The organism is Kitasatospora sp. NPDC057692, from assembly GCF_042799475.1.
Classification (GTDB): domain Bacteria; phylum Actinomycetota; class Actinomycetes; order Streptomycetales; family Streptomycetaceae; genus Kitasatospora.
On record NZ_JBHVIV010000082.1, the window covers coordinates 1 to 21,349 of the forward strand.

Annotated in this window: 14 protein-coding genes, 1 tRNA gene and 2 pseudogenes; 4 read left to right on the forward strand and 13 right to left on the reverse strand. The window is 66.0% G+C overall.

What is annotated here, in order from left to right; translation table 11 throughout:
• Window positions 1-160: 160 nt before the first annotated feature.
• Together ACFVFS_RS32835 and ACFVFS_RS32840 are read left to right on the forward strand one after the other, a co-directional pair.
• Window positions 161-400 (forward strand): hypothetical protein, encoded by a 240-nt coding sequence (locus ACFVFS_RS32835; protein ID WP_380628510.1) that lies wholly within the window; start codon window positions 161-163, stop codon window positions 398-400.
• Between the two features lie 234 nt (window positions 401-634).
• Entirely contained in the window at window positions 635-2,791 is a 2,157-nt protein-coding gene (locus ACFVFS_RS32840; protein ID WP_380628511.1) for a DUF262 domain-containing protein, read from the forward strand.
• Window positions 2,792-2,934: 143 nt separating this feature from the next.
• Here ACFVFS_RS32840 and ACFVFS_RS32845 read toward each other — a convergent pair.
• From ACFVFS_RS32845 to ACFVFS_RS32875, 7 genes and pseudogenes are all read right to left on the reverse strand, one after another.
• Window positions 2,935-4,054: pseudogene (locus ACFVFS_RS32845) on the reverse strand (IS630 family transposase).
• 159 nt (window positions 4,055-4,213) lie between these two features.
• Window positions 4,214-5,347 (reverse strand): hypothetical protein, encoded by a 1,134-nt coding sequence (locus tag ACFVFS_RS32850; protein ID WP_380628512.1) that lies wholly within the window; start codon window positions 5,345-5,347, stop codon window positions 4,214-4,216.
• 2 nt (window positions 5,348-5,349) lie between these two features.
• Complete coding sequence (locus ACFVFS_RS32855; RefSeq protein WP_380628513.1) at window positions 5,350-6,888, reverse strand: AAA family ATPase; 1,539 nt, start codon at window positions 6,886-6,888, stop codon at window positions 5,350-5,352.
• Window positions 6,889-6,949: 61 nt separating this feature from the next.
• Window positions 6,950-8,491, reverse strand: a complete 1,542-nt coding sequence (locus ACFVFS_RS32860) for an N-6 DNA methylase (protein WP_380628514.1) — start codon at window positions 8,489-8,491, stop codon at window positions 6,950-6,952.
• Entirely contained in the window at window positions 8,488-9,927 is a 1,440-nt protein-coding gene (locus ACFVFS_RS32865) for a restriction endonuclease subunit S (protein ID WP_380628515.1), read from the reverse strand. The genes ACFVFS_RS32860 and ACFVFS_RS32865 overlap by 4 nt, the downstream gene beginning before the upstream one ends.
• Window positions 9,924-13,505, reverse strand: a complete 3,582-nt coding sequence (locus tag ACFVFS_RS32870) for a DEAD/DEAH box helicase family protein (protein WP_380628516.1) — start codon at window positions 13,503-13,505, stop codon at window positions 9,924-9,926. Before ACFVFS_RS32870 ends, ACFVFS_RS32865 begins: the two co-directional genes overlap by 4 nt.
• Window positions 13,506-13,596: 91 nt before the next feature.
• Window positions 13,597-13,703 (reverse strand): annotated as a pseudogene (locus ACFVFS_RS32875) (IS5/IS1182 family transposase); the annotation flags it as partial.
• Window positions 13,704-13,750: 47 nt separating this feature from the next.
• On the opposite strand from ACFVFS_RS32875, the gene ACFVFS_RS32880 reads away from it, so the two are divergent.
• On the forward strand, window positions 13,751-13,885 hold the full coding sequence (locus ACFVFS_RS32880) for a hypothetical protein (protein ID WP_380628517.1): 135 nt from the start codon (window positions 13,751-13,753) through the stop codon (window positions 13,883-13,885).
• Window positions 13,886-14,669: 784 nt separating this feature from the next.
• Entirely contained in the window at window positions 14,670-15,920 is a 1,251-nt protein-coding gene (locus ACFVFS_RS32885; protein WP_380628518.1) for a tyrosine-type recombinase/integrase, read from the forward strand.
• Window positions 15,921-16,308: 388 nt separating this feature from the next.
• Here ACFVFS_RS32885 and ACFVFS_RS32890 read toward each other — a convergent pair.
• The 6 genes from ACFVFS_RS32890 to ACFVFS_RS32915 form a co-directional block, all read right to left on the reverse strand.
• A tRNA-Pro gene (locus ACFVFS_RS32890) sits at window positions 16,309-16,385 on the reverse strand.
• A 133-nt stretch (window positions 16,386-16,518) separates the two neighbouring features.
• Window positions 16,519-17,760 carry an MFS transporter gene (locus ACFVFS_RS32895; protein ID WP_380628519.1) on the reverse strand — a complete coding sequence of 414 codons (1,242 nt, stop codon included), beginning with the start codon at window positions 17,758-17,760 and terminating at the stop codon, window positions 16,519-16,521.
• 195 nt (window positions 17,761-17,955) lie between these two features.
• A complete protein-coding gene (locus ACFVFS_RS32900) occupies window positions 17,956-18,435 on the reverse strand; it encodes a MarR family winged helix-turn-helix transcriptional regulator (RefSeq protein ID WP_380628520.1) in 480 nt (159 codons plus the stop codon).
• Between the two features lie 143 nt (window positions 18,436-18,578).
• A complete protein-coding gene (locus ACFVFS_RS32905; RefSeq protein WP_380628521.1) occupies window positions 18,579-19,028 on the reverse strand; it encodes a nitroreductase/quinone reductase family protein in 450 nt (149 codons plus the stop codon).
• 153 nt (window positions 19,029-19,181) lie between these two features.
• Window positions 19,182-19,973, reverse strand: a complete 792-nt coding sequence (locus ACFVFS_RS32910) for a DUF1684 domain-containing protein (RefSeq protein WP_380628522.1) — start codon at window positions 19,971-19,973, stop codon at window positions 19,182-19,184.
• Between the two features lie 234 nt (window positions 19,974-20,207).
• The gene (locus ACFVFS_RS32915; protein WP_380628523.1) at window positions 20,208-21,068 is read right to left on the reverse strand and encodes an acyl-CoA thioesterase; all 861 of its coding nucleotides are present in this window, start codon (window positions 21,066-21,068) and stop codon (window positions 20,208-20,210) included.
• Window positions 21,069-21,349: the final 281 nt, after the last annotated feature.

Consider the following 21,349-nt stretch of genomic DNA (forward strand, 5'->3'; position numbering starts at 1 on the left):
TCAGTTGCACACGGGTCACGCACCACGGTCTACCGGATCAGAGGCAACCACGAGGGCGAAACCCGCAAATTGATCACAACCGAATACGCGCCCTAGCACAGGAATCGTGGTGTTCTCGGCCGCGGCCCTGTGCGCCGCTATCGCGGGAGAGTCGTCGCGCTTGCTTCCGTCGACCTCCACCCGCTCGCTGTGCTTCCCCGAGTCGCCGACCCCCGCGCTCGTGCGGATGATCTACCTGCTCGCCACGCGGATCTTCGGGATCCTGCGACAGATCTCCGCACCGAAGCCCTCCTGGCCGGACCGAGCGCTGATCGCCGCACTGCGCGGCTACTGCCCCGGGGCCTGCGACGCCACGGGATCGCCTCACCCCGCACACTGCTCACCTGGCACCAACGCCTGATGGCGGTGCACTCGCGGCGAGTGGTGTGTCGTTGGGGCGTGGGGACGGGGCCGTCACCCTCTGAGACGTGAGACAGCTCGCTCAACCGCCCGCTACAGCTCCGACCGATGCGGACGTGGAAGAGCCAGGCAGAGCAGCGGATTCGAGCTGGGCAGTGCTCGCAGTGCCGACTGGGTAACGTACCGTACGGGTGGGCTCAGCTGAGTGGGCCAGTGGCGGTAAGCGGGAGGACACGTGGTCGAGGGGCGGGACCCTGAACTGGTGGACGGCCGAGGTGCGTCGGTCAGCCAGCTGTTCAGCGTGCGGTACGGGCTCGAGTACTACCAGCGGGAGTACACCTGGTCACGCCGCAACATGCAGGAGCTCTTGGATGACCTAGCAAGACGCTTTCTCGAACAATGGAAGTCAGGGCATGAGCGTTCCGAGGTTCGCTACTACGAGCCCTATTTCCTGGGGCCCATCGTTACCTACCAGGGAGACATCACCTACCTGGTGGACGGACAGCAGCGCTTCACCTCACTGCTGCTCCTGCTCACCCACCTGCGCAAACTTATGCTGGAAGACGAAGACCTCCAAGAAGACGCCCGAGATCTCGACCAGTTGATCCGGTCCCGCCAGTACGGCAAGCGCTCGTTCACGCTGGACGTCGCGGAGCGTGACGCGTGCATGGAGGCCCTCTTCACGGGTACGGAGTTCAACCTGCCTAACAGCGCGTCACCGTCGGTCAGGAACCTTTGGGAACGCGGCTGCGACCTCGCCGAGGACTTCCCCGACATCCTGCGCGGCGAGCCGCTACCCTTCTTCACCGACTGGTTGCTGTCCCGCGTCTGCCTGGTGGACATCCGGGCACACAACCGGGACCACGGGTGGGAGATCTTCGAGACGATGAACGATCGAGGAGCCCGACTGACCCCGCTCGATCTACTCAAGAGCTTCCTGCTCTCCAGGGCACGGCAGAACCATGCTGACATGAACGCCAGTTGGCGGAGGATGCTCACCTGTCTGGCGAAGGATGGGGCTTCGCCGAGCGACTTCGTCAAGACACTGTTGCAGGCGCGCTACGTCGGCCCCGCCACTCCGGATGTCGAGCAGATCGACGGAGCGTTCCACGAGTGGGTACGCGAGCACGGCGAACTTCTGGGCTTGCGCCGGCCGGACCAGTACCGCGACTTCATCACGAACATCCTGGTCCCATGTGCCAAGAGGTACGCCCTGATTCAGCGGGCTGCCACGGAGCTGGTGCCGGGTCTGGAGTCGGTACGGTACAACGCCGACAACGGTCTGACCGCACAGTTCCTGCTGCTGACCGCGGTGATGAACCCGGGCGACGACGATGACACCTTCAGGAAGAAAGCTCGGTTGGTCGCGGACTACCTCGACCTCGTTCTGGCCCGCCGTATGGCGAACAGTGCGGCGATTCAGAACGTCGAGCTCATGCCTGAGATCTCGCGGCTGGTGCCGCTGGTCCGCGAGGCTTCGGGGCTCGACGAGCTGTCAGCCGTGCTCGGTCGTGAAGTGGCGGAGCTGGGGTACGACTTCTCGGGGCTGAACACCTTCGGGCTCCGCGGTGACAACCGCAAGCAGGTACGCTACCTGCTTGCCCGGATGACGGCCTTCGCCGAGGAAGGCACTCAGAACCCTGACCGCACCGCCGAGTATCTCGGCCTGGTTGGATCCCGCCCCCACGAGATCGAGCACGTCTGGGAGAACCACTACGAGCGGCACAAGGAGGTGGGCAGCGAGGAACGGTTCCGGCAACAGCGCGACAGACTGGGCGCACTGCTGCTCCTCCCTAAGTCGGACAACGCCAGCTACCGGGACGACGTCTACGAGCGCAAATTGGAGCACTACCAGCGACAGAACGTGCTGGCCGCCTCTCTACATCCGGCGGTATATACGAGACACCCGCGCCTGCAACGCTTCCTCAACCTTCACGGTTTGGCCAAGCAGGTCCGCCCGTACCCGGAAACCTTTCCGCCCTCCGCGATCGGGGAGCGGCAGCAGCTGTACCGACGCTTGTGCGAACTGATCTGGGAACCGACAGGCCTGGGGCTGACCATGCCCCAGGGTGTGGCCGAGGTCAGACCTGCCACCAGACGCGCGCACTACGGCATCTCACCGGCCCAGCTCATCGCCAGCGGTCTCCTGAAGGCGGGAAGCACGCTCAGGGCGACGAACAAGGGCAACTCCTACGAGGCCGTCCTCCTCGGCGACGGCCGAGTCCAGTTGGAGAACGGCGCTCCGTACGAAAGCCTCTCCACCGCAGGTCAGATCGTACTCAATCGAGGTTCTTGCAACGGCTGGAAGCTGTGGCACGTAGAGACCGAATACGGCTGGGAGAGCCTGTTCAACCTCCGTCGGCGGGCGCTGGAGCGGGGGCTGCTGGAATAGCGCGTCCTTCGGATATCGCCCCGGATCACTCGGCATTCGCTTCGGCTCAGGCTACGGCAGTCCGCGCGAGGTGGGAATCACGCGAAAGTGGCTCTTTGAGTGTGCCTAGTGCTGTGACCGCATAGGTTCGCCGGGTTGCTGGGTCACGCGGCGAGGAGGGGTCTGCCGCCCCAGCGGATGCCCTTCTCGCTGCGAACGCGGGCGCGCTCGCGGCGTTGGGCGGCCAGGACGTCGGGGTGGCGGGCGTTGGTGTTGCGCCAGCGCAGGTAGGCGTGCAGCGCGCGGGTCTGGACCGTGTGGTTCGGGTGGTTGGAGTTGGGGAGGGTGAACTGCCGCAGCGGTCCGAAGTGCGCCTCGATCGGGTTGGCCCAGGAGGCGTTGGTCGGGGTGAAACACAGGTGGACGTTGTGCCGCTTCGCCCAGCGCAGGATCTTCCTGCCGTTGTGGGCGGAGAGGTTGTCCAGGATCACGTGGACCGGGGCACCGTCCGGGCGGGCGGCCCGGATCGACCTGAGCGCGGCCAGGGTGTTCAGGGTGCCCTTGCGACGGCGGTTGACTCCCCACAGGGTGTCGTCTCCGACCGAGTAGCAGCCGTGGAAGTAGGTCAACGCCGTGGGTGCGTGTGTAGGTCGCCGGCAGCCGCTCGGGCCGGCCCTGCTCGGCCCAGCCGCTGCCGGCGGTGGGCCGGATGCCGAGCGGGCCGAACTCGTCGAACGCGAACGTGCGGTCCGGGAAGCGGTCCAGGACGTGCTCGATCCGCTCGATCTTGGTGTCGAAGTCGGGGTCGGTGGACTCCTTCCAGGTCCTGGTGCGCTGAAAGGTGACACCACGCCGGGCGAGCAGGCAGCGCAATGTCTCGCGGCCGATGCGGATCACCCGGCCGTGGACCTTGCGCAGATAGGCGAGCAGTTTGCGGATCGACCAGCGGGTGAAGGGCTGGCCGAGCCGGGTCGGGCGGGTGGTGGCCGTCTGGACGACGAAGTCCTCGTCGTCAGGACTGAGATGGCGGGGACGGCCTCCCGCCCACCGAGGGTCCAGGCAGGCCAGACCGATCTCGTTGAACCGGTGGATCACATCCCGCACCGTGTCCTCGTCCGCCTGGACCAGCCGGGCGATGACCGGGACCCGGTTGCCGCCGGCCGAGGCCAGCAGCATCATCGCCCGCCGGTAGCGCACCGTGCTCGTGCTGCCCCGACGCACGATCCGCTGTAACTGCTGGCCTTCCTGCTCCGTGAGTCTGCGAACCCTGACCGGCTCCGCCACCAGGCCCCCCTTCCGAGCTGAACGTCTCACGACATCCAACCGGCCGAAGGCCCTGCGGCGCCAACCCGGTGAACCTATGCGGTCACAGCACTAGCGACCGTGAGGTAGGACGTCCACCGCCGCTGCGGTGGCTGGCGACCCCGGACCCGGCGCCACGGACTACGGCTCGTGACGTCGGGACCGGGCCAGGGCAAAGGCGTCGCGGATCTCTGCGATCGGTACACGTCCGCTGTTAACCTCGATGGTCCAGAACTGCCAGCCACTGCTGACTTCGGCTCCCGCCGCTGCAGCGGCCGACTCAGGGCTGGCGTACGCCCGCGCGCCGAGCTCAATACGGCCATCAGCAAGCAGGGTTGCGCTGAATTCCCCGATTCCTGTCGATCCAATCAGTTCTACACCGGGCTTCAGGGCGCCCAATTCAATCAGGCTGGGCAGGCTGAGATCGCGATCGAGACTTGAGCGATCATCATCATCGTCCTCGGACTTGTCGACTTCGAGCTCGCCGTGGAAGGCCCGTCGGACAGCGGCCAGCCCGCGGGCCATACGCAGCGCCTCCCAGGCAGCACTGCTGTACGTGGCATTCGGAGCTATGCGATCACGGATTGACTCCTCCGCCCAGGGGAGAATGTCGAGGGCGGTCGCCATCCTCGACACCTCCTGCATCACGCGCTCCCTGCCATTTAGCAGGCCCGTCCGATCAAGCCCGTATATCCGAATACTCTCAGTGACTCGATCCACACTCTCGAGCGGGGACCGTGGGGTGAGTTCGCTACGCCTCGGAACACCACTGCGATCGAAGGCCAGCATCACACTGTCGCCTGCAATGAGAGGATCAAGCAGAACCGGCATCTCTCGGCTCAGCTCACCACCAGGAGAGCAGATTCTCGAAGACTCATTTAACAAGGGAAAGTGGTCGTGCTTCGTATTCCGCGATCCGGTCGGATCATCATCCGTCGACGAGTTACAGTACTCACACGCGAGACGAAAATTGGTCGGATCATAGGCAAGCCAGTAGTAGCCCGTATGCGAGACGTCCTCAAGGACTCTACCCTTGGGCCTGAAATGATCCACATGCGGCCTGCTATTGGCAATCTCCCCTTCGCAATACCAGCATTTTCGGCCACACATGTCGACCAATGCGGGGCGCAGCCCTCTCCAGTGGGCCGCCCTCTTGAATATCTTTCGAAGCTTAGCCTTGTCGCCAGCACATTTCTTGACCTCTTCCTCCAACTCGTTGGCGCGCACACGCCACTCTGGTGGCACCTTCAGCCGACTGGCATCGACATGTCTCACCGTCACAGCCCCTTGGTGAGGCGCTGGCCAAAGAGTAGAGCTGCTAGCGCCGCCAACTCCTTAGAGTTCGGATAGTTATCTCCTGAAGCTCTAGAAATAAGCTCCTTCCGACGCCGATCAAGTTCAGCCAAATACAACTCGACCGCAGGATCCCGATGCGATGCGGAGAACCCAACTCCTTCAAGCCGATCATTGAGCTCTTGAAGTTTATCTAGCTCATCTGCATTAAGACTGCGACGCCCCGACAGTTTGTATTGGTCGTCAATTAGTTTCTGCGTGTAGTTGTCCAACTGGCTGGTGAGGCCATAGAGCTCCGAGGTCAGAATTCCGCCAATTCCGCGGCCTCGGGGATCGTCAGATGGGACCTCTGCGCAGGTCGATCCATCGTCCGCACGACGAATAATCCTGAGTTGATCGCGGGGAATATTGGACACCAGTGCGGGATCGTGTGTGGTAGCAATGAATTGTGACCTCTGCCCGTCTTCAAGCATTTCCCGGACGGAGGAGTGCCAGCGTTGACTCCATTCCGGATGGAAGTGCGAAGCCGGCTCATCAAGGAGAAACAGAGACTCCTCTCCTCGCTGCAGTCGGAGCATCCCGAGAATCGTGAGCATCTGCTGCTCACCCGCACTCATATCCTGCGGTCGAATTTGATCGCCACCGCTCGTGATCAGCCTGACGTCTACCGTCAGAATTTTCGCCGCCTGAAGACGCTCTAGGGTCGCGAACATCGTGATGTCCGAGGCGAACAACCCTAGAAAGCTCGCCAAGTCATCAGGCGTGGCGATGGTGATCCGGAAATCACGGTAGTCACTGGGGATCGAGGAATCGGGTATGGCGCCGAATCTACCTATCGAGGCTACCCGATCGAAGAGAACCGGCGCATACCCCTGCAGCCCCCAGTACGGGTAGGCAGCGTGCGACGAGGCCTTGAACCAGTCAGGCCGCCTGACGGTCAGGTCAGCCGAGGCGAATCCCCGGATTCCGACATGCTTTTCTGCGTACTGTCTAAATCGCTCCGACCAATCCGGCAGGAGTGCGAGGAGAATGAGGGGAAGGTGCCGCACATCGCACTGGAATAGCGGCCTCAGGCCCGGCTGACTGGCAAGGCTCTCCGCATCCTGCTTCCGCGCAGCCTCCATGTCAGCCTTTGCATGGCGGTCAAACTCTTCATCCCACGCAGATTCTCGAATCGCCTGATACCCGAAGACATGGTCAGGGAGGTAGTGGTGCCAACTCTCGCGAGATACCCGGTCATCGGCGCGGCCAGGAACCGAGACCCTCATGATCGGTTGTGACCGCGCCGTCTTCTGGACAACATGGACGCCGAGGTCGCCGCGCATATACTTGACCTCGTAGCTAAATCCGGCCGATTTGGACCGCCAGAGGCTTCCGAAGATCTCTACTAGAGCTTGCAGGATCCTGGACTTTCCCCGCCCATTGCGCCCGACGAGGACGCTAATATCACGGGCATCGCGAAGGTCCAGCTGGAAATCATGCAGGCCGCGATAGTCCGGAAGTTCCAACTCGACCAGATGCACTACCGTCCCCCTTGATCGTTCGGCTCCGGCTCATGCCGTCGCCGAAGATTCCAGACTTCCGCTATTCGCCTCGCTCGACGTCCTGCAGCGCGAGGCCTTCAGGGCGCAATGCGTCTGCCAGAGACATCAACTCTGCCAGGGCTGATTCGAGCTCCTGTGCAATCTCATCGGCGATCACATGAGGCTCGAGCAGGTCATCCTCGCTGCCGACCGACTCATCTTCGACGTCGGCAAGCAGTCGGAGATCAACCAGCTCACGCTTTAGCAACTCATCGATGCCATACGGCTTGAACTGCGCGGAGGGCTGTCGAAGTTCACGGCTCTCTCCCGGGCGGTATGCCGCGACGAAGTCGTCTAGGTCGTTCCGCAGGAGGCGCTTCTGCTTAAGTGTGAAGTGCTGATTGGTGCGGAAATCGTAGACCCAGAGCTTCTTGGTCTGGGGCTTGCCATCCGCCCTCGGCGAGAGCTTGTCGAAGAAGAGTACGTTGGCCTTGACACCGCCGGCATAGAAGATACCGGCGGGCAACCGCAGCAACGTGTGGACATCGCACTGCTGAAGCAGCCGCCTACGCAAGGTCTCGCCCGGGCCACCTTCGAAGAGGACGTTGTCTGGAATGACGACGGCGGCCCTGCCTCCTGTCTGCAGCAGCGTGTAGATGTGCTGAACGAAGTTCAGCTGCTTGTTGCTGGTGGTGACCCAGAAATCGAGGCGGTGATAAGCGAGATCCTTGCGCTCGATCTCGTCGTCCTCCCCGAAGACCATAATCGAGGACTTCTTACCGAAGGGAGGGTTAGCCAGGACAAGAGAAGCGTGCCGGGTCGGCGGCTTGGCCAGCGCATCGCCCACATCGATGAGCGATTCGCCATTCGGCTGTCCGATGCCGTGCAACAACAGGTTCATGGCTGCGAGGCGAGCGGTGGCGTCGACCAGCTCATTCCCCCGAATCGCACCAGCGCTCAGGCGCTCGCGCTGCTCGGGCGTGAGGCCCCTATCATGATGGTTCTGAATGTATTCGGATGCGCTGAGGAGGAACCCTCCGGTCCCGCAGGCCGGATCGACGATGGAGTCGTCGGGCGTCGGCTGCATGCAGTCGACGATCGCTCCGATGAGATCGCGCGGAGTGAAGTACTGCCCAGCCCCTGACTTGACGTCCTCTGCGCCCTTGGCCAGTAGCGCCTCGTAGGCGTCTCCCTTGATGTCAACGCCTGTGCCCGACCAGTTCTCCTTGCCAATGAGCTCCCGGATCAGGCGCTTCAGCTTCGCTGGGTCCTGGATCCGATTCTGAGCCTTCTGGAAGATCCGACCAAGCGTGCCCCCCTTTTCGGCGAGCTGCAGCAGGATCTTCGTGTATGCCTCCTCGAGTTCCCGCCCTTCGGCGTCGAAGAGGATCTGCCAAGCGTCCAGACCACCGAGGATGTCGACCGGGTTGAGCCGACGGGTCTTCTGCTCATGCGCCATCTTGAGGAAGAGCAGGTAGGTCAACTGCTCGACGTAGTCCGTTACCGAGACGCCGTCGTCCCGCAGGACGTTGCAGTAGCTCCAGAGCTTGTTGACGAGGGCCTCGGCCTCAGCCACCCGCGGCGATGCGTCTGGCTTGGTCACAACAGGGTCTCCTGTACTTCTCTCTTCGGCGTATGCCTGCTGGCAGCACGCTTTCGGGCTCCAGCGTCGGGCGTATCGGCGTCTGCCCGGGCGGCGTCCAAGAGGACCGACGCGGGCTCATCGTCCGGATCTTGCGGCACAAGCCGGCCGGAGAACGCAGTGCGCAGTACTGCTCTTCGCATGGCTGCGACTCGTTCCAGACCGGCTGAAGCTGAGGCGAGGACTACGTCAGCCATCTTGAGACGTTCCTCGATGCGGCTCACGAGTTCCTGCTGGACATCCGCTGGGGGGATTGCCACCGGCAGCAGCCGAATCTTGCTCAGGCTGATGGACGCAAGGTTGACGCTCTGCTTGCCGTTCTTCTCACACCAGCGCTGTCCGAAGCCGTTGGCGTGCCAGGCAAGCAATTTGGGATGGAGGATCTGCTGATCGACCCGAGCACGGAAGACATGGTTCTGATGGATGCACCCGGGAATCTGCTCCTCCCAGATCCATCCGCGCCCGAGCTTGTCTCGGTCACCACCCTCGTTGAGGAGCACGTCACCGTTCTTCAGGCGCAGCTGGTCAGCCTTCGCCGCCGCGACCTTGATAGTGGAGACCTCAGCGAGGTCGAGACGCCCGCGCTGCACGTTGGCCACACGAAGGTAGGGAACCTCGACGTAGGACGGGTCGTTCTGCTTCTTTGTGTCCTTGGTAACACCGCCAACGACTGCAGCGATCTCTCCGAGCCGGGTCCAGCGCCAGGTCTCAGGAATCGGGGGCAGTTCTCCGTCGTCAATCCCGGCAGGGGCCAGCGGGGCGGCGAACCGCTCTGCTGGGGGAAGGCCACCAGTGGTCGCGAAGTCCGTGATCCTGGTGCGGAGTCGGGACATCCGGGCCGCCACCGAGTTCAGGCTGGCGGCCACTGCGTCCAGTTGAGAGAGGCGATCGTCGAGCTCGGCGACCAGGCGGTGCTGCTCGGCGAGCGGCGGGACGATGATCGGCCACCGCGCCAAACGGGAGGCACCAAGGTGGTGGATGCCTACGCCGCGGGCGTCTGCAGCGAAGGCGCCGCGGCGAGCCTCGTAGCGCAGGAAGTGCAGGAGGTAGCGAGGCTCGACTCGTCGGGCCCTCACTCGAATCAGAGTGTTCTGGAGGCAGCAGTCGTCGATCTCGTCGTTCCACAGGGCCGGCTTACCGACTTCGCCGGCACTGCCCGACGCTTCTCCCACCACGAGGTCACCACGACGGAGGCGATAGACCTCCACCTCCTCATCGGTGAAGTGCATTGTCTTCACGTCATCGAGGAGGAGACCGTGCCACCCGACATTGGCAGCGCGCAGGTAGGGGCGCATGTTGCTGCCAGTGTGGTTCTTCGGCGATCGTTGCCTGCCGAGGCGAACCTCTGCGAAATCTGCAAGCGGTGCTCGCAGCCAGCCAGGCGGCAGTTCGCTCATGCGGTGAGTTCCTGATCCAGCTCGTCTAGGACTGCCTCGGCGCGATCGTCACCGAAGACGCGAAGGAACCCGTCGGTACCTCCGCGCTCAGTGAAGGGTACGCGGTCGAGGTCGGCCACATCGAACCGGACACTGGTGGCCATGGTGTCGACAATCCGCTCGAGCCACCAGAGCTCGCCCTGGGTGAACACCACGCCAGCCTGGGCTTGGCGCGCGATCCAGTTAGCGAATCGCTCCTCGACGGTATCCCTGTAGGGCCTCACTTCCTCGTCCAGCCCCAGCTCGAACCGGATCAACGAGACCAGGTCTGGAGGCCCGTGCTTGACACCGGGAGTGCTCACTGCCTTACCCAGCTGCTCGTATGCCTGCCAAAGCCGCCCGACGGTCCACTGGTGGGGCGGTCGGGCGATCCGAGAAGCCAGGTCTCGGAGCCGCTGGTATGCGTCGCGGGGGCGCACCTCTCGGCCTCCATGGCCAGTCAGGGAGACTTGAAGTGCGGCAATCTCATCACGATGCTTCGTAACGTATTCACGCCAACTAGCCACAGTTGCTGGAGCATTCTCGACTGGCTCTGCAGAAAGCAACAGATCCGAGCTGACCTCGTCGTAGACGATGCGCTGGTTGGTCCGAATAAAGACCAGCAGGTCGCGAAGCTCCTTGCTTGCGGCCAGCGGCTGTACAGCCTTCTGCACCTCATCGTCCACGCCCTGGGCGCCCCTGGTGTGCCGAACCTTGTCGAGGTAGTCAATGTCGACCGCCTTCATGATTCGTCCAACGATGGCATCCAGGGGTTCGCCAGCAAGGCGACCGATCTCGCCGTGGTCGTCCGCGGTGAGCGTGCGCGAGAGCCGTGACAGACGAAGTGCCAATTCTTCGGCTTCGTCCTCGTTGATCGTATGACCTGCCGTCTTGCCCAGCAGTTTCCGGAGTGCGGTGCGCCTCGCGTCGTCCCTCTCGACCGCCGGGGTCTCACGCTTGTGACTTTCTGTGACTCCGATCGCATCAATGACAACGAACCTCGTCTTCTCGTTGACATCGGGGGTAACTGCCCGCAGCTCGGTTGAGTCAATGGTTCGCGATCCCCGGCCCCGCATCTGCTCGAAGTACGCCCAGCTCTTGACGTCACGAAGGAACACGACGCACTCGATCGGGCGCACGTCGGTACCTGTGGCGATCATGTCGACGGTTACCGCGATTCGCAGCTCGGGCGTATTGCGAAATTCCGACAGAAGTATCTCTGGCTTGGCGACCGAGCCGGTGATCTTCCTGCAGAAATCGTTTCCCTTGGCAAAGACGTCACGTACTATCTCCACGACCTCATCGGCATGGGCTTCGCGCCGTGCGAATATCAGCGTCTTCGGCACCATCCTCTTGGACGCCGGCACCTCCTGCCGCTCGGGAAAGATGAGCGGAATGTTGTCCCGGAAGGTCGTCAGCACGGTGCGCAGTTGCCCCATGCTGATGACGTCGGATCCCACTTGGCTCGCGCCGTAAGCGAAGTCTTCGTCGAGCTCCTCGTAGCGACGGCGTCGAGTACGGCGATCCGCGATCGGCACATGCGTGTCAACCGGGATCACCGACCCTTCCTCAGTGATCTGGGTCCGGATCCGATACGTGGTGTAATCCACTGCAACGCCATCAGCCACGGCCTGCTCATACGTGTACTCGCTGACCAGGCGGTGGAAGAACCCGAAGGTCTGCGCGACCGGTGTGGCGGTCAGGCCGAAAAGGTGCGCGTCGAAGTACTCGATAACGGCACGCCACTTTCCATAGATCGATCTGTGGCATTCGTCAATGATGATCAGGTCGAAAGATTCCGGCGGAAGGTTAGGATTATAGGTGACAGCAGCCGGCACACCTGGATCTGCCGCGTCTTCTTCCTCTTCGAACGACGACACATCACTGTAGTCATCCGACGGACCTGGATCTTCCCCCTTCACCAGTCTTGCCACGCGATGAATCGTTGAAATGACGACCTTGGACGACTCCAAAACTGTCGATCCGGTCAGCTGGTCGACGTTGTATAGCTCGGTGAATTTTCTGCCGTCGTCGGGCGTGGTGTAGTTGGTGAATTCGGAATGCGCCTGAGCACCCAGGTTGTTTCGGTCTACGAGGAAGAGAATCCGCTGAGCCTTGGCGTGCTTGAGAAGCCGATACGCTGCAGTGACCGCCGCAAAGGTCTTTCCTGCGCCGGTTGCCATCTGGATCAGCGATCGCCGGTCTCCTCGGCGCAGCGCTTCCTCAAGCCCATGCACCGCGTCGAACTGGGCGGGACGAAGGCCGCCAGTGACAACGTCGCGGTAGTCGAGAACCGGCAGGCGTTCCCGGAGCCGGTATCGGTAGGTTGGTGCGCATGGGTCCGCTTCTGCCTCTCGCATCCAGCGGGCCAGGGTCTCAGGCCGATGGAACGAGTACACATCGCGGGTGCGGGAGTCCGGGTCAAGGGCGTCGCGGAACCGGACAAGTCCGCCGTCACTGACGTACCGGTAGGACAGAGGTGTCTTCCATGCCTGCAGGTCTTGGCTTGCCGTCAGCCCCGTGGCGTAGCGGTCGGCCTGGCGCTCAGCAACGGCCAGATCGGCGCCCTCGTGTTTGGCCTCGATTACACCAACCAGCTTGGTGTCCAGATACAACAGGTAGTCCGCGCGTCCTGCAGCTGTGGTGACCTCACGAACTGCAACGCCGCGGGCCGCGTACAGGTTCTGGCTTCCTTGGCCGTCCTGCACGACCCACCCCGACTGGACGAGCATGTCGTCGATCCGGTCCCGGACCCGTGCTTCGCTGAGAGGCTCTTGGGATGCCCTTCGCGCACTGGAGGCGAGAGACTCCCGCTGGCGTGCGGTCGGCCGCTTTTCCGGCTGCACCTTATCGAAGCGTTGCTGAAGAAGCGCGACCTCGTCCGACAAGTCACCGAGGAGACTGGATAGCAGGCTCTGGGCCGCCGCTGCCCTCGCGAGGTCGGCGGCTGCGCTAGCACGAGCCTGCTCTACCGCCCGCTCCGGCGCGACGGTCCGGTTGGCAAAGGTGATACGAGACACCTCAAGGTCGCGGTGTGCTCCGTCGATCTCCTCATGGATGACCTGAAGCTCAGGGCTTTCGGATCCGGCGGCCAGCGCAGGAGGGAGCTGAGGCGGAATGAAGGGGATCTGCTCTCGATCCCCGGTCAGAAGGCGGTGGTACCAGACAGCCAACCGAAAGCACCGCCGGACCGCTCGGAGGGCCGCCAGTTCCACAGTGAAGCGCGCGGACGCTGCTTCATGGCTTGCCCTGCGGAGCTCGTCAAACGACTCCCTGATGGCTTGGTCGAGGAAGCCGCCTCGGACCAGAGCGTGCAGCCGGCCTGCGTGATCATCGCGCCGAGGTTTGATGCCTGCCCGGCGCACGAGGTCAGCGGCCAAGACCTCTCCGAACTTTCGGCTTCTGAGAAGCGCCCTATCCGGGTCATCGAACACACTGACTTCCGCACCAGCGCCGTAGACGAGCAGCAGCGGCTGGTGCGGCAACAGGAAGCCAAAGTTCGCAGATCGAGCGGCCACCTCCTGCAGGCTCGAGTCGACACGGCTGGGCGCCTGGCTCAAAGGATCCTCCCCCAAAGTCACTTCGCCATCAGACCTACATAGACCGCACTACGCTATCCAATCTCGTGAGCATCCGGGCTAGCTGATCGTTTCAGAATGACTTTCGGAGTCGTCGGAGGCAGATGATGCTGCAGGCGAGGTCCAGTAGTCCTGGTGAAGGTCGGCGCGTCGCTCGTAGCGGGTGCGGAGGCGCTTGAACTAGTGGAGCCAGGGGCGCCTCCCCATACGAGGCGGTCACCGGCCTTGTGCGCCACACCCTCCACATCGCCGACGGCCTCCTCCCCGACCCCGCCGGCCTGCACGAACAACTCGAAGACATCGACGACCTCGCCCAGCGCACCGGCCCAGACACCGACCCCGAGGACACCGGCTGCGCCTGACCCCACTCGACCCCAAACGACCCGCCCCCGACCTCCTCGAAGACCGCCTCGCCGGCATCCACGGCTGCCTGCTCCTCCCGACGAACTCGACGACGAGGATGGCTTCGGCGACGACGAAGACGGGGACGACGAGCACGCCGGACAGCCCTGCATCGACCGCAGCCGATTCACCCGCCTCGTCCGCGAAGCCGCAGCCACCCGCCACGACCGGCTCATCTGACCATCCGGTCTGGCCGCACGAGTAGCACCTCCGGTCTGCACGCAACCTCCGCAAGGGCACATCCAGGCACGGGCCAGCCGACGGGATGCTCCCCGACGTCGGCACGCCCACCCTCCTCGGCCGGGAGCCGACGGTGACCCGTCCGAGCCGATTTCTAGTAACACTGCGTAACCAAATCGAGGTCACGGGACACCCCAGCCCGCAGGCCGAACAGGCACCAGGGAGCCGGATTCATCTATCACTTTGCATGAGCATCCGTCAATAGAAAGTGATCCCGACTTCCCTCTCGCACGGCCGCCGCTTCAGGCCCCCTCCGGGGCGCGCTTTGGGGCTCATGGTTACGCACGGTAGTAGTTTTCGGGTACTCGCGCCGCCCGTCCAGGGTAGCGCGGCGGTCCTCCCATGTATTGGCACGCCCAGGTGCGGGCCCTCACCGCGAGCCGCAGGTCAGGAGCCTGATTCGGCGTTGGTGATCGCATGGTGGTCGCAGACCACCATCGGGGCAGTGCCTTGGTAGCCTCCGCGGGTCGATCAAGGGACCAACTGCCGCAGGAGGCTCGGGAAGTGCGCAAGTCAGGACGGCCAGGCCGGGTCTACCGCCGATGCGGGTGCCGAGACGCCGACCGGCGTCAACTCGGCGCCGGGTGCCCGCGCCTGGCCGAGGAGGGGCACGGCACGTGGACGTTCGCCGTCGACATCCCCTCCCTCACGGGCCGCCGGCGCACGATACGTCGCGGCGGCTTCGAGGACGAGTGGTACGCCGAGACGGCGCTGCGGCGCTTCCTTGAAGGGCGGCAGCTGGGGTTCGACGCCGACCCGCACGAGACGGTCGCCGTCTACCTCACCAAGTGGCTCAAGGGCATGGAGTTCCTACTCAAGCCCACCACCTACGCCCGCTACCGCACCTACGTGCTCTGCGAGTTGATACCCGTCTTCGGCAAGCTTCGCCTGGAGGAACTCGCCCACGACCACATCTCCGCCTACGCCCACGAGCAGCTCGACGCCGGCCGCGGACGCCAGGCCGTCTACCACTGCCTCGCCACCCTCTCCAGCGCCCTGGGCACGGCCGTGCGCACCCACCGCCTGCCGTTCAACGCCGCCCAGCCCCTGCCCATGCGCAGGCCCCGCCCCGATGAACGCGTCCCCTGGACCGCGGAGCAGGCTGTCGCCTTCCTCTCCCACTGCCGCAATGTCGACCCCGCCTTCGCCGACCTCTTCGAGGTCATCATCGGAACCGGCCTGCGCAAGGGCGAGGCACTCGGTCTCCAGCGCCCGTGCGTGCGCCTCGACGACCGCGTCATGTACATCCGCCACACCCTGTCCGCGGTCGACAACCACGAACTCGTCCTGACCGCACCGAAGACGAAGAAGAGCCGCAACTGGGTGCCCCTATCCGAACGAGTCGCCGCCACCCTCCAGCGCGCCATGGACCGCAGCACCTCCACCGTCAACGGCCACGTCTTCCAGGGCCCCGACGGCCGGCCCCTCCACCCGGCCGCCGTCCGCCGGCGCTTCCACGAGCTGCGCGAACAGGCCGGACTGCCCCACGTCACCATCCACGACCTGCGTCACCTCGCCGCCACCCTCGCCCTGGAGGGCAACGTCTCCATGGCCGTCATCTCCAAGACCCTGCGGCACTCCACCCTCTCCACCACCGCGAACATCTACAGCCACCTGACCTGGGACGTCGCCAGAGCCGCCGTGAACACCATCGAGGCAAGGCTCCACCTCGTCGAAGCCCGAACCCAGCACGGACCCGACACCCAGGGCCACGACGCCGGCCTGCCGAACCCACTGTTCAGCCACGCGGCCTGACGGCCCCACCGCCGAAGCCGGCCCGGCGCTCCTGGCCGCTCCGGCCACCAGGGCCGACAAGCAACCGGGATTCCCGGCTCATAGCTGACACCCGATAAACGTACGGCCCGTCGCAACAGATGACGCCGCAAGTTCTGTCGGCATGCCTGCTTCCCGCGAATCCTGGCCCATTTCCGCGCCGAAGAGGCGACCAGTCCGCGATCGATGCCAAGCGGATTCCCAGATGAACGAACAAATGCCCCGTCACGACCAGGCCGGAGGGGCCAGGCCTGCGGAAACGTGCTCAGCGAGGCGATGTGAACGAGCGTTCACGACCACATTGCGACCACCAAAGGAAAAAGCCACTTCCATCGTTTTGATAGAAGTGGCTTCCGACCTGCGAAAACGCTGGTCGGGACGACAGGATTTGAACCTGCGACCCCTTGACCCCCAGTCAAGTGCGCTACCAAGCTGCGCCACGTCCCGTGGTCTCGCGGCCCCGGCGGAGCCTGGGGGGCTCTGCTGTGGGCTTCTCGACCTTGTCGGCCGGTTGTCCCGGCGACGAGGAAAACAATACAGCACGTCGGGGGGTGCTCGCTGCAGGGTTGTGGCGTCGGGGTCAGGGGGTGGGGTGGCGGGCGTCGTAGCGGAGGAAGGCGGGGCGGCGGGCGGCGAGGAGGAGGGTGGCGGCGACGCAGGCGAGGCCGCCGGTGACGACGGAGACGGTCGGGCTGGTGAGGGAGGCGACGGCGCCGGACTCGAAGTCGCCGAGGCGGGGGCCGCCCGCGACGATCACGATGAAGACGCCCTGGAGGCGGCCGCGCATCTCGTCCGGGGCGGCGACCTGCATCATCGTGTTGCGGAAGATCATGCTGATGGTGTCGGCGCAGCCGGCGGCGGCGAGCAGGAGGAGGCCGAGCCAGAGGTTGCGGACCAGGCCGAAGGTGGCGATGGCCAGGCCCCAGGCGATCACGGCGGCCAGGACGGCGGCGCCCTGGCGGTGGATGCGGCCGACCCAGCCGGAGAAGAGGGCGCCGGCCAGGGCGCCGACGGCGGGGGCGGCGGCGAGCAGGCCGACGGTGCGGGCGTCGCCGCCGTAGAAGGTGACGGCGAGGGCCGGGAAGAGGGCGCGCGGCATGCCGAAGATCATGGCGGCCAGGTCGGCGAGGAAGCTGGTGCGGAGGTTGGGCTGCTCGCGCAGGAAGCGGAGGCCGTCGAGGACGGAGGCCCGGCCCTTGCGGTCGCCGAGTGGGCGCATGGCGGGCAGGCGCCACATCGCGTAGAGGGTGGCGCCGAAGGCGACGGTGTCGACGAGGTAGGCGGCCTGGACGCCGTAGGCGCCGATCAGGAGGCCGCCGAGCATGGGGCCGACGGTGAGGCCGAGGTTCATGCTGACGGTGTTGAGGGCGTTGGCGGCCGGGAGCTGGTGGGCGGGGACGAGACGCGGGATCATCGCCGAGCGGGCGGGCGAGGCGAGTGCGAAGAAGGCCGCCTGGAGGGCGACGGCCGCGTAGAGGATCGCGACGAGGCCGAGGCCGGCGAGCGCCTGGGCGGCCAGGACGGCGGAGACGACGGCGAGGCCGGCCGCGCCGATCAGGCCGAGGCGGCGGCGGTCGGCGGTGTCGGCGACGGCGCCGCCGTAGAGGCCGAAGGCGACCAGCGGGACGAGGGAGAAGAGGCCGACCAGGCCGGTGGCGAAGGTGGAGCCGGTCAGGTCGTAGACCTGGACGGAGACGGCGACCGCCGTCATCTGCTGGCCGACCGAGGAGACGGACTGGCCGAACCAGACCCGGCGGTAGTCGGCGTGGTCGCGCAGGGGGCTCAGGTCGGCGAAGGCGCCGCGGGCGAGTCGCCGATACAAAGGGGAGGAGGGGGAGGAGGAGGGGGAGGAGGGGGAGGAGGGGGAGGAGGAAGCGGAGGGGGGCGGGGCGGGCGGCGAGTCCCCGTCGGCCGCGGAATTGGCAGGATGATTGGTCGACACAGTCCCCCATCGTCGCCCCGCCCGCCCGGGCGGCCGACACCGGGGTGGGGTGGCCCGCGGCGGCGGGTGCCGGTGTCAGCGCGGGCCGACGTTCTCCAGGATCCGGTCCAGGAGCGTCGAGAGCTGGGCGACCTCCTGGTCACTGAGGCCCTTGAGCATGTCCTGCTGGCTGCGCACCGCGACGGAGGAGATCCTGCCGTACAGCTCCTCGCCCTCGGGTGCGATCTCCACGGTCGCCGCCCGGCGGTCGGCGCCGGTGCGCTTGCGGACGACCAGGCCGCGCCGCTCCATCGACTCCAGGTGACGGGAGAGGGTCGGGCCCTCGATGCTCAGGTACTGGGCCAGCACGCGCTGGATCATCGGGCCCTCCAGCTTCAGGGCGGCGAGCACCGTCCAGGCCGCGAAGGTCGCGCCGGACTCGGCGAGGCGCTCCTCGAAGAACGCCCGGCAGGACTTCGCGGTCAGGTGCAGCTTCGGCGCGACGCTGCTCCGCAGCCACGTCGGGCCGGCGTCCGCCTCGGCGGCCACCCGTTCTGCGCTCGGCCGGCCGGGCATCCGAATCTCCCATCGTCACGACATCCCCCGCGCAGCGTATCGCCGCCCGGTGTCGCGACCGGCCCCGCGGTGTCGTGACCAGCCCCGGGCGAGCGCACCGGGCGCCCGGGAGAGCACACCGGGCGCCCTGCGGGGGTATCCGCTCAGCGCGGGACGACGCGGAACACCGGGATGTCCCGCGCGGCCCGCTCGAAGCTCTCCGGGCGCCTGTCCGGCACCACCCCGTTCTTCACGAAGATGCCCGCGCCCATCGGGACCTGGATCGGGAAGCGGCGGACGATCGGCCCGCGCTCGTGCGGCGGCACCTCCACCAGCCCGACCCGCCGCGCCTTGCGCCCGCGGACCAGCACCCCCTCCCCCGCCGCCCGGACGTTCCTCACCCAGTCCGACCCGGGGAACGCCTGGAGGATGTACACCTCGCCGTCGACCTCCACCGGAGCGACCGGATTGGTGTACTCCCGGCCGGATGTGCGGCCCCTGACCTTCAACAGCCGCATCGGACCGACCGGCAGGCCTATCCCGTGGAAGATCTCCAGCATCCTGTTGCCGAACCTCTGGAACCCGGTGACCCGGACGCGAGCGGTGGTGGACATGGGCGTGCTCCCCCTCAAAGAACATAGATAGCTTGCTACTTAATTAGGGTGGCACGCCCCACAGGGGCTGTCAACGAGAACCCCCGCCGGTACCGGGGGGTACCGACGGGGGTGGCGCCACAGGGACGGGGCGGCGCGGGGTGGTGCCCCGCGCTACCGGGTGAGGACCTGCTTCTCGCCGGCCTCCACCGCGAAGTCCAGCCGGTTGCCGGGCGGCGGGAACGGGCAGATGAAGTGGTCCGCGAAGGCGCACGGCGGCAGGTAGGCGCGGTTCAGGTCCAGCACCGTCCGCCCCTCCTCGTCCGGCGCGGGCAGCGTGATGAAGCGGAACCGATAGGTGTCCCGGCCGCTGGTGGCGTCGGCGATCACACCGCTCAGGCCGCCGGCCGAGCCGCTGACCGTCAGCGTGCGGTGCTCGCCGGCGACGGTGAACTCGATCCGCCCGGCGACGGACAGCGGGCGCTCCTTGCCGTCGGCGTTCGGGACGACGACGGACTGCGCCTGCTGCTCCTCGAACGGGGTGAAGACTGCGGGGACGGCCCACTCCGGCGCGTAGGGATAGGCGGAGATCCCGGCGAACGCGGCCCGCCGGGGCGCCTCGGGGTCGAAGACCCGCAAGGCCAGCTCGCCCTCGCGCTCGATCGGCACCAGCAGCAGCCCGCCCAGCGAGGCGGTGTCCGCCGCCGGGTCGGTGTCCGGACGCAGCAGCGCCTCACCGTCGACGGGAGCGTCCGCCCTCGCGACGACCAGGCCGTCGGACGCCGCCACGCGGACCCGGACCCCCTCCGCGTCGGTCCACCAGGCCCCGGGCAGGCCGGGGATCTCCGTGGGCTCGGGCTCCAGCCAGTACGTGCCGGTGAGCGCCAGCTGACCGTGCGGGGCGCTGACCGTCGCAGTCCGCCGATCGCTCCAGTGCTTCCATTCCTCCGCGGCCGTCGCCGTCATCGGCTCGCCCTCCCACAGTGCTCCAGGGCCCGCCGGGCGGGCCGTCCGTTCTCCGTCACTCCATCGAACATCCGGCATCCGGGCCGGGCATTCCCTGCGCCGGATTCCTTCGTACGACCGTCACACCGCTCAACGCACCGGCACACCGCTCAACGCGCCGGTCACATTGCTCGATGTATCAGTCATACCGCGCAACACACCGGTCGTACCCGTTCCACCCGACTCCTCGGTCGCTCAGTCCTTGATCCGGCGGAACAGGCCCTCCTGCACCACCGACACCACCAGCTGGCCGCTGCGGTCGAAGATCTCCCCGCGCGCCAGGCCCCGGGCACCGTGGGAGATCGGGGACTCCTGCTGGTAGAGCAGCCAGTCGTCGGCCCGGAAGGGGCGGTGGAACCACATCGCGTGGTCGAGGGAGGCCATGTCGAAGTGGCGGGTGCCCCAGAGCGGCTCCACGGGGGCACGGACGGCGTCCAGCAGGGTCATATCGCTCGCGTAGGTGAGCGCGCACACGTGGATCAGCGGGTCGTCGGGCAGTTCGCCGTTGGTCCGCAGCCAGACGCCGCTGCGCGCCTCGACGCCGGCGAGCTCCTCGGTGCTCCAGCGCAGCCGGTCGACGTAGCGGATGTCGAAGGGCTGGCGCCGGCTGATGAACGGGGGCAGCTCGCCGAGCCGGGAGCCGACCTCGTCCAGCGCACTGGGCAGCGTCTCGGGGGCCGGCACCGCGGGCATCGGGAACTGGTGCTCGATGCTGTCCGGCTCCGGGGCGTGGAAGTCGGCGGTCAGCGCGAAGATCGACCGGCCGCCCTGGATCGCCAGCACCCGGCGGGTGGTGAACGAGCGGCCGTCGCGCAGCCGGTCCACCTGGTAGACGATCGGCACGCCCGGCACGCCGGGGCGCAGGAAGTAGGCGTGCAGCGAGTGGACCGGCCGGTCACCGTCCACGGTGCGCCCCGCCGCGACCAGTGCCTGGCCGGCGACCTGCCCGCCGAACGTGCGCTGCAGCGCCTCCTCGGGGCTGCGCCCGCGGAAGATGTTCAGCTCGATCTGCTCAAGGTCCAGCAGCGCGACGAGATCGTCGACGGGGGTACCCATGGAACACGTCCTCTCCGGGCCGCCGCCCGACCGGAGGTCTTCCGCCCGGCTGCCGCAACCCGTTCTCTCGAATTCTCCAGCTCAATCGAATTCTTCAGCGAGCCGGGGCATTCCCCACCGAGGGGCCACGAACGTCGATTCACTCGAACGAGGTCGAACACGGCGCTCCGCGGCGCGGCGAGGGACACCGCCGCACACCGCAGGAGGGTCGGAGAACACCGGTGCGGGGTCGGAGAAGACCGCAGGAGGACCGGATCGGACCGGAGCGGACCGGAGAAGAC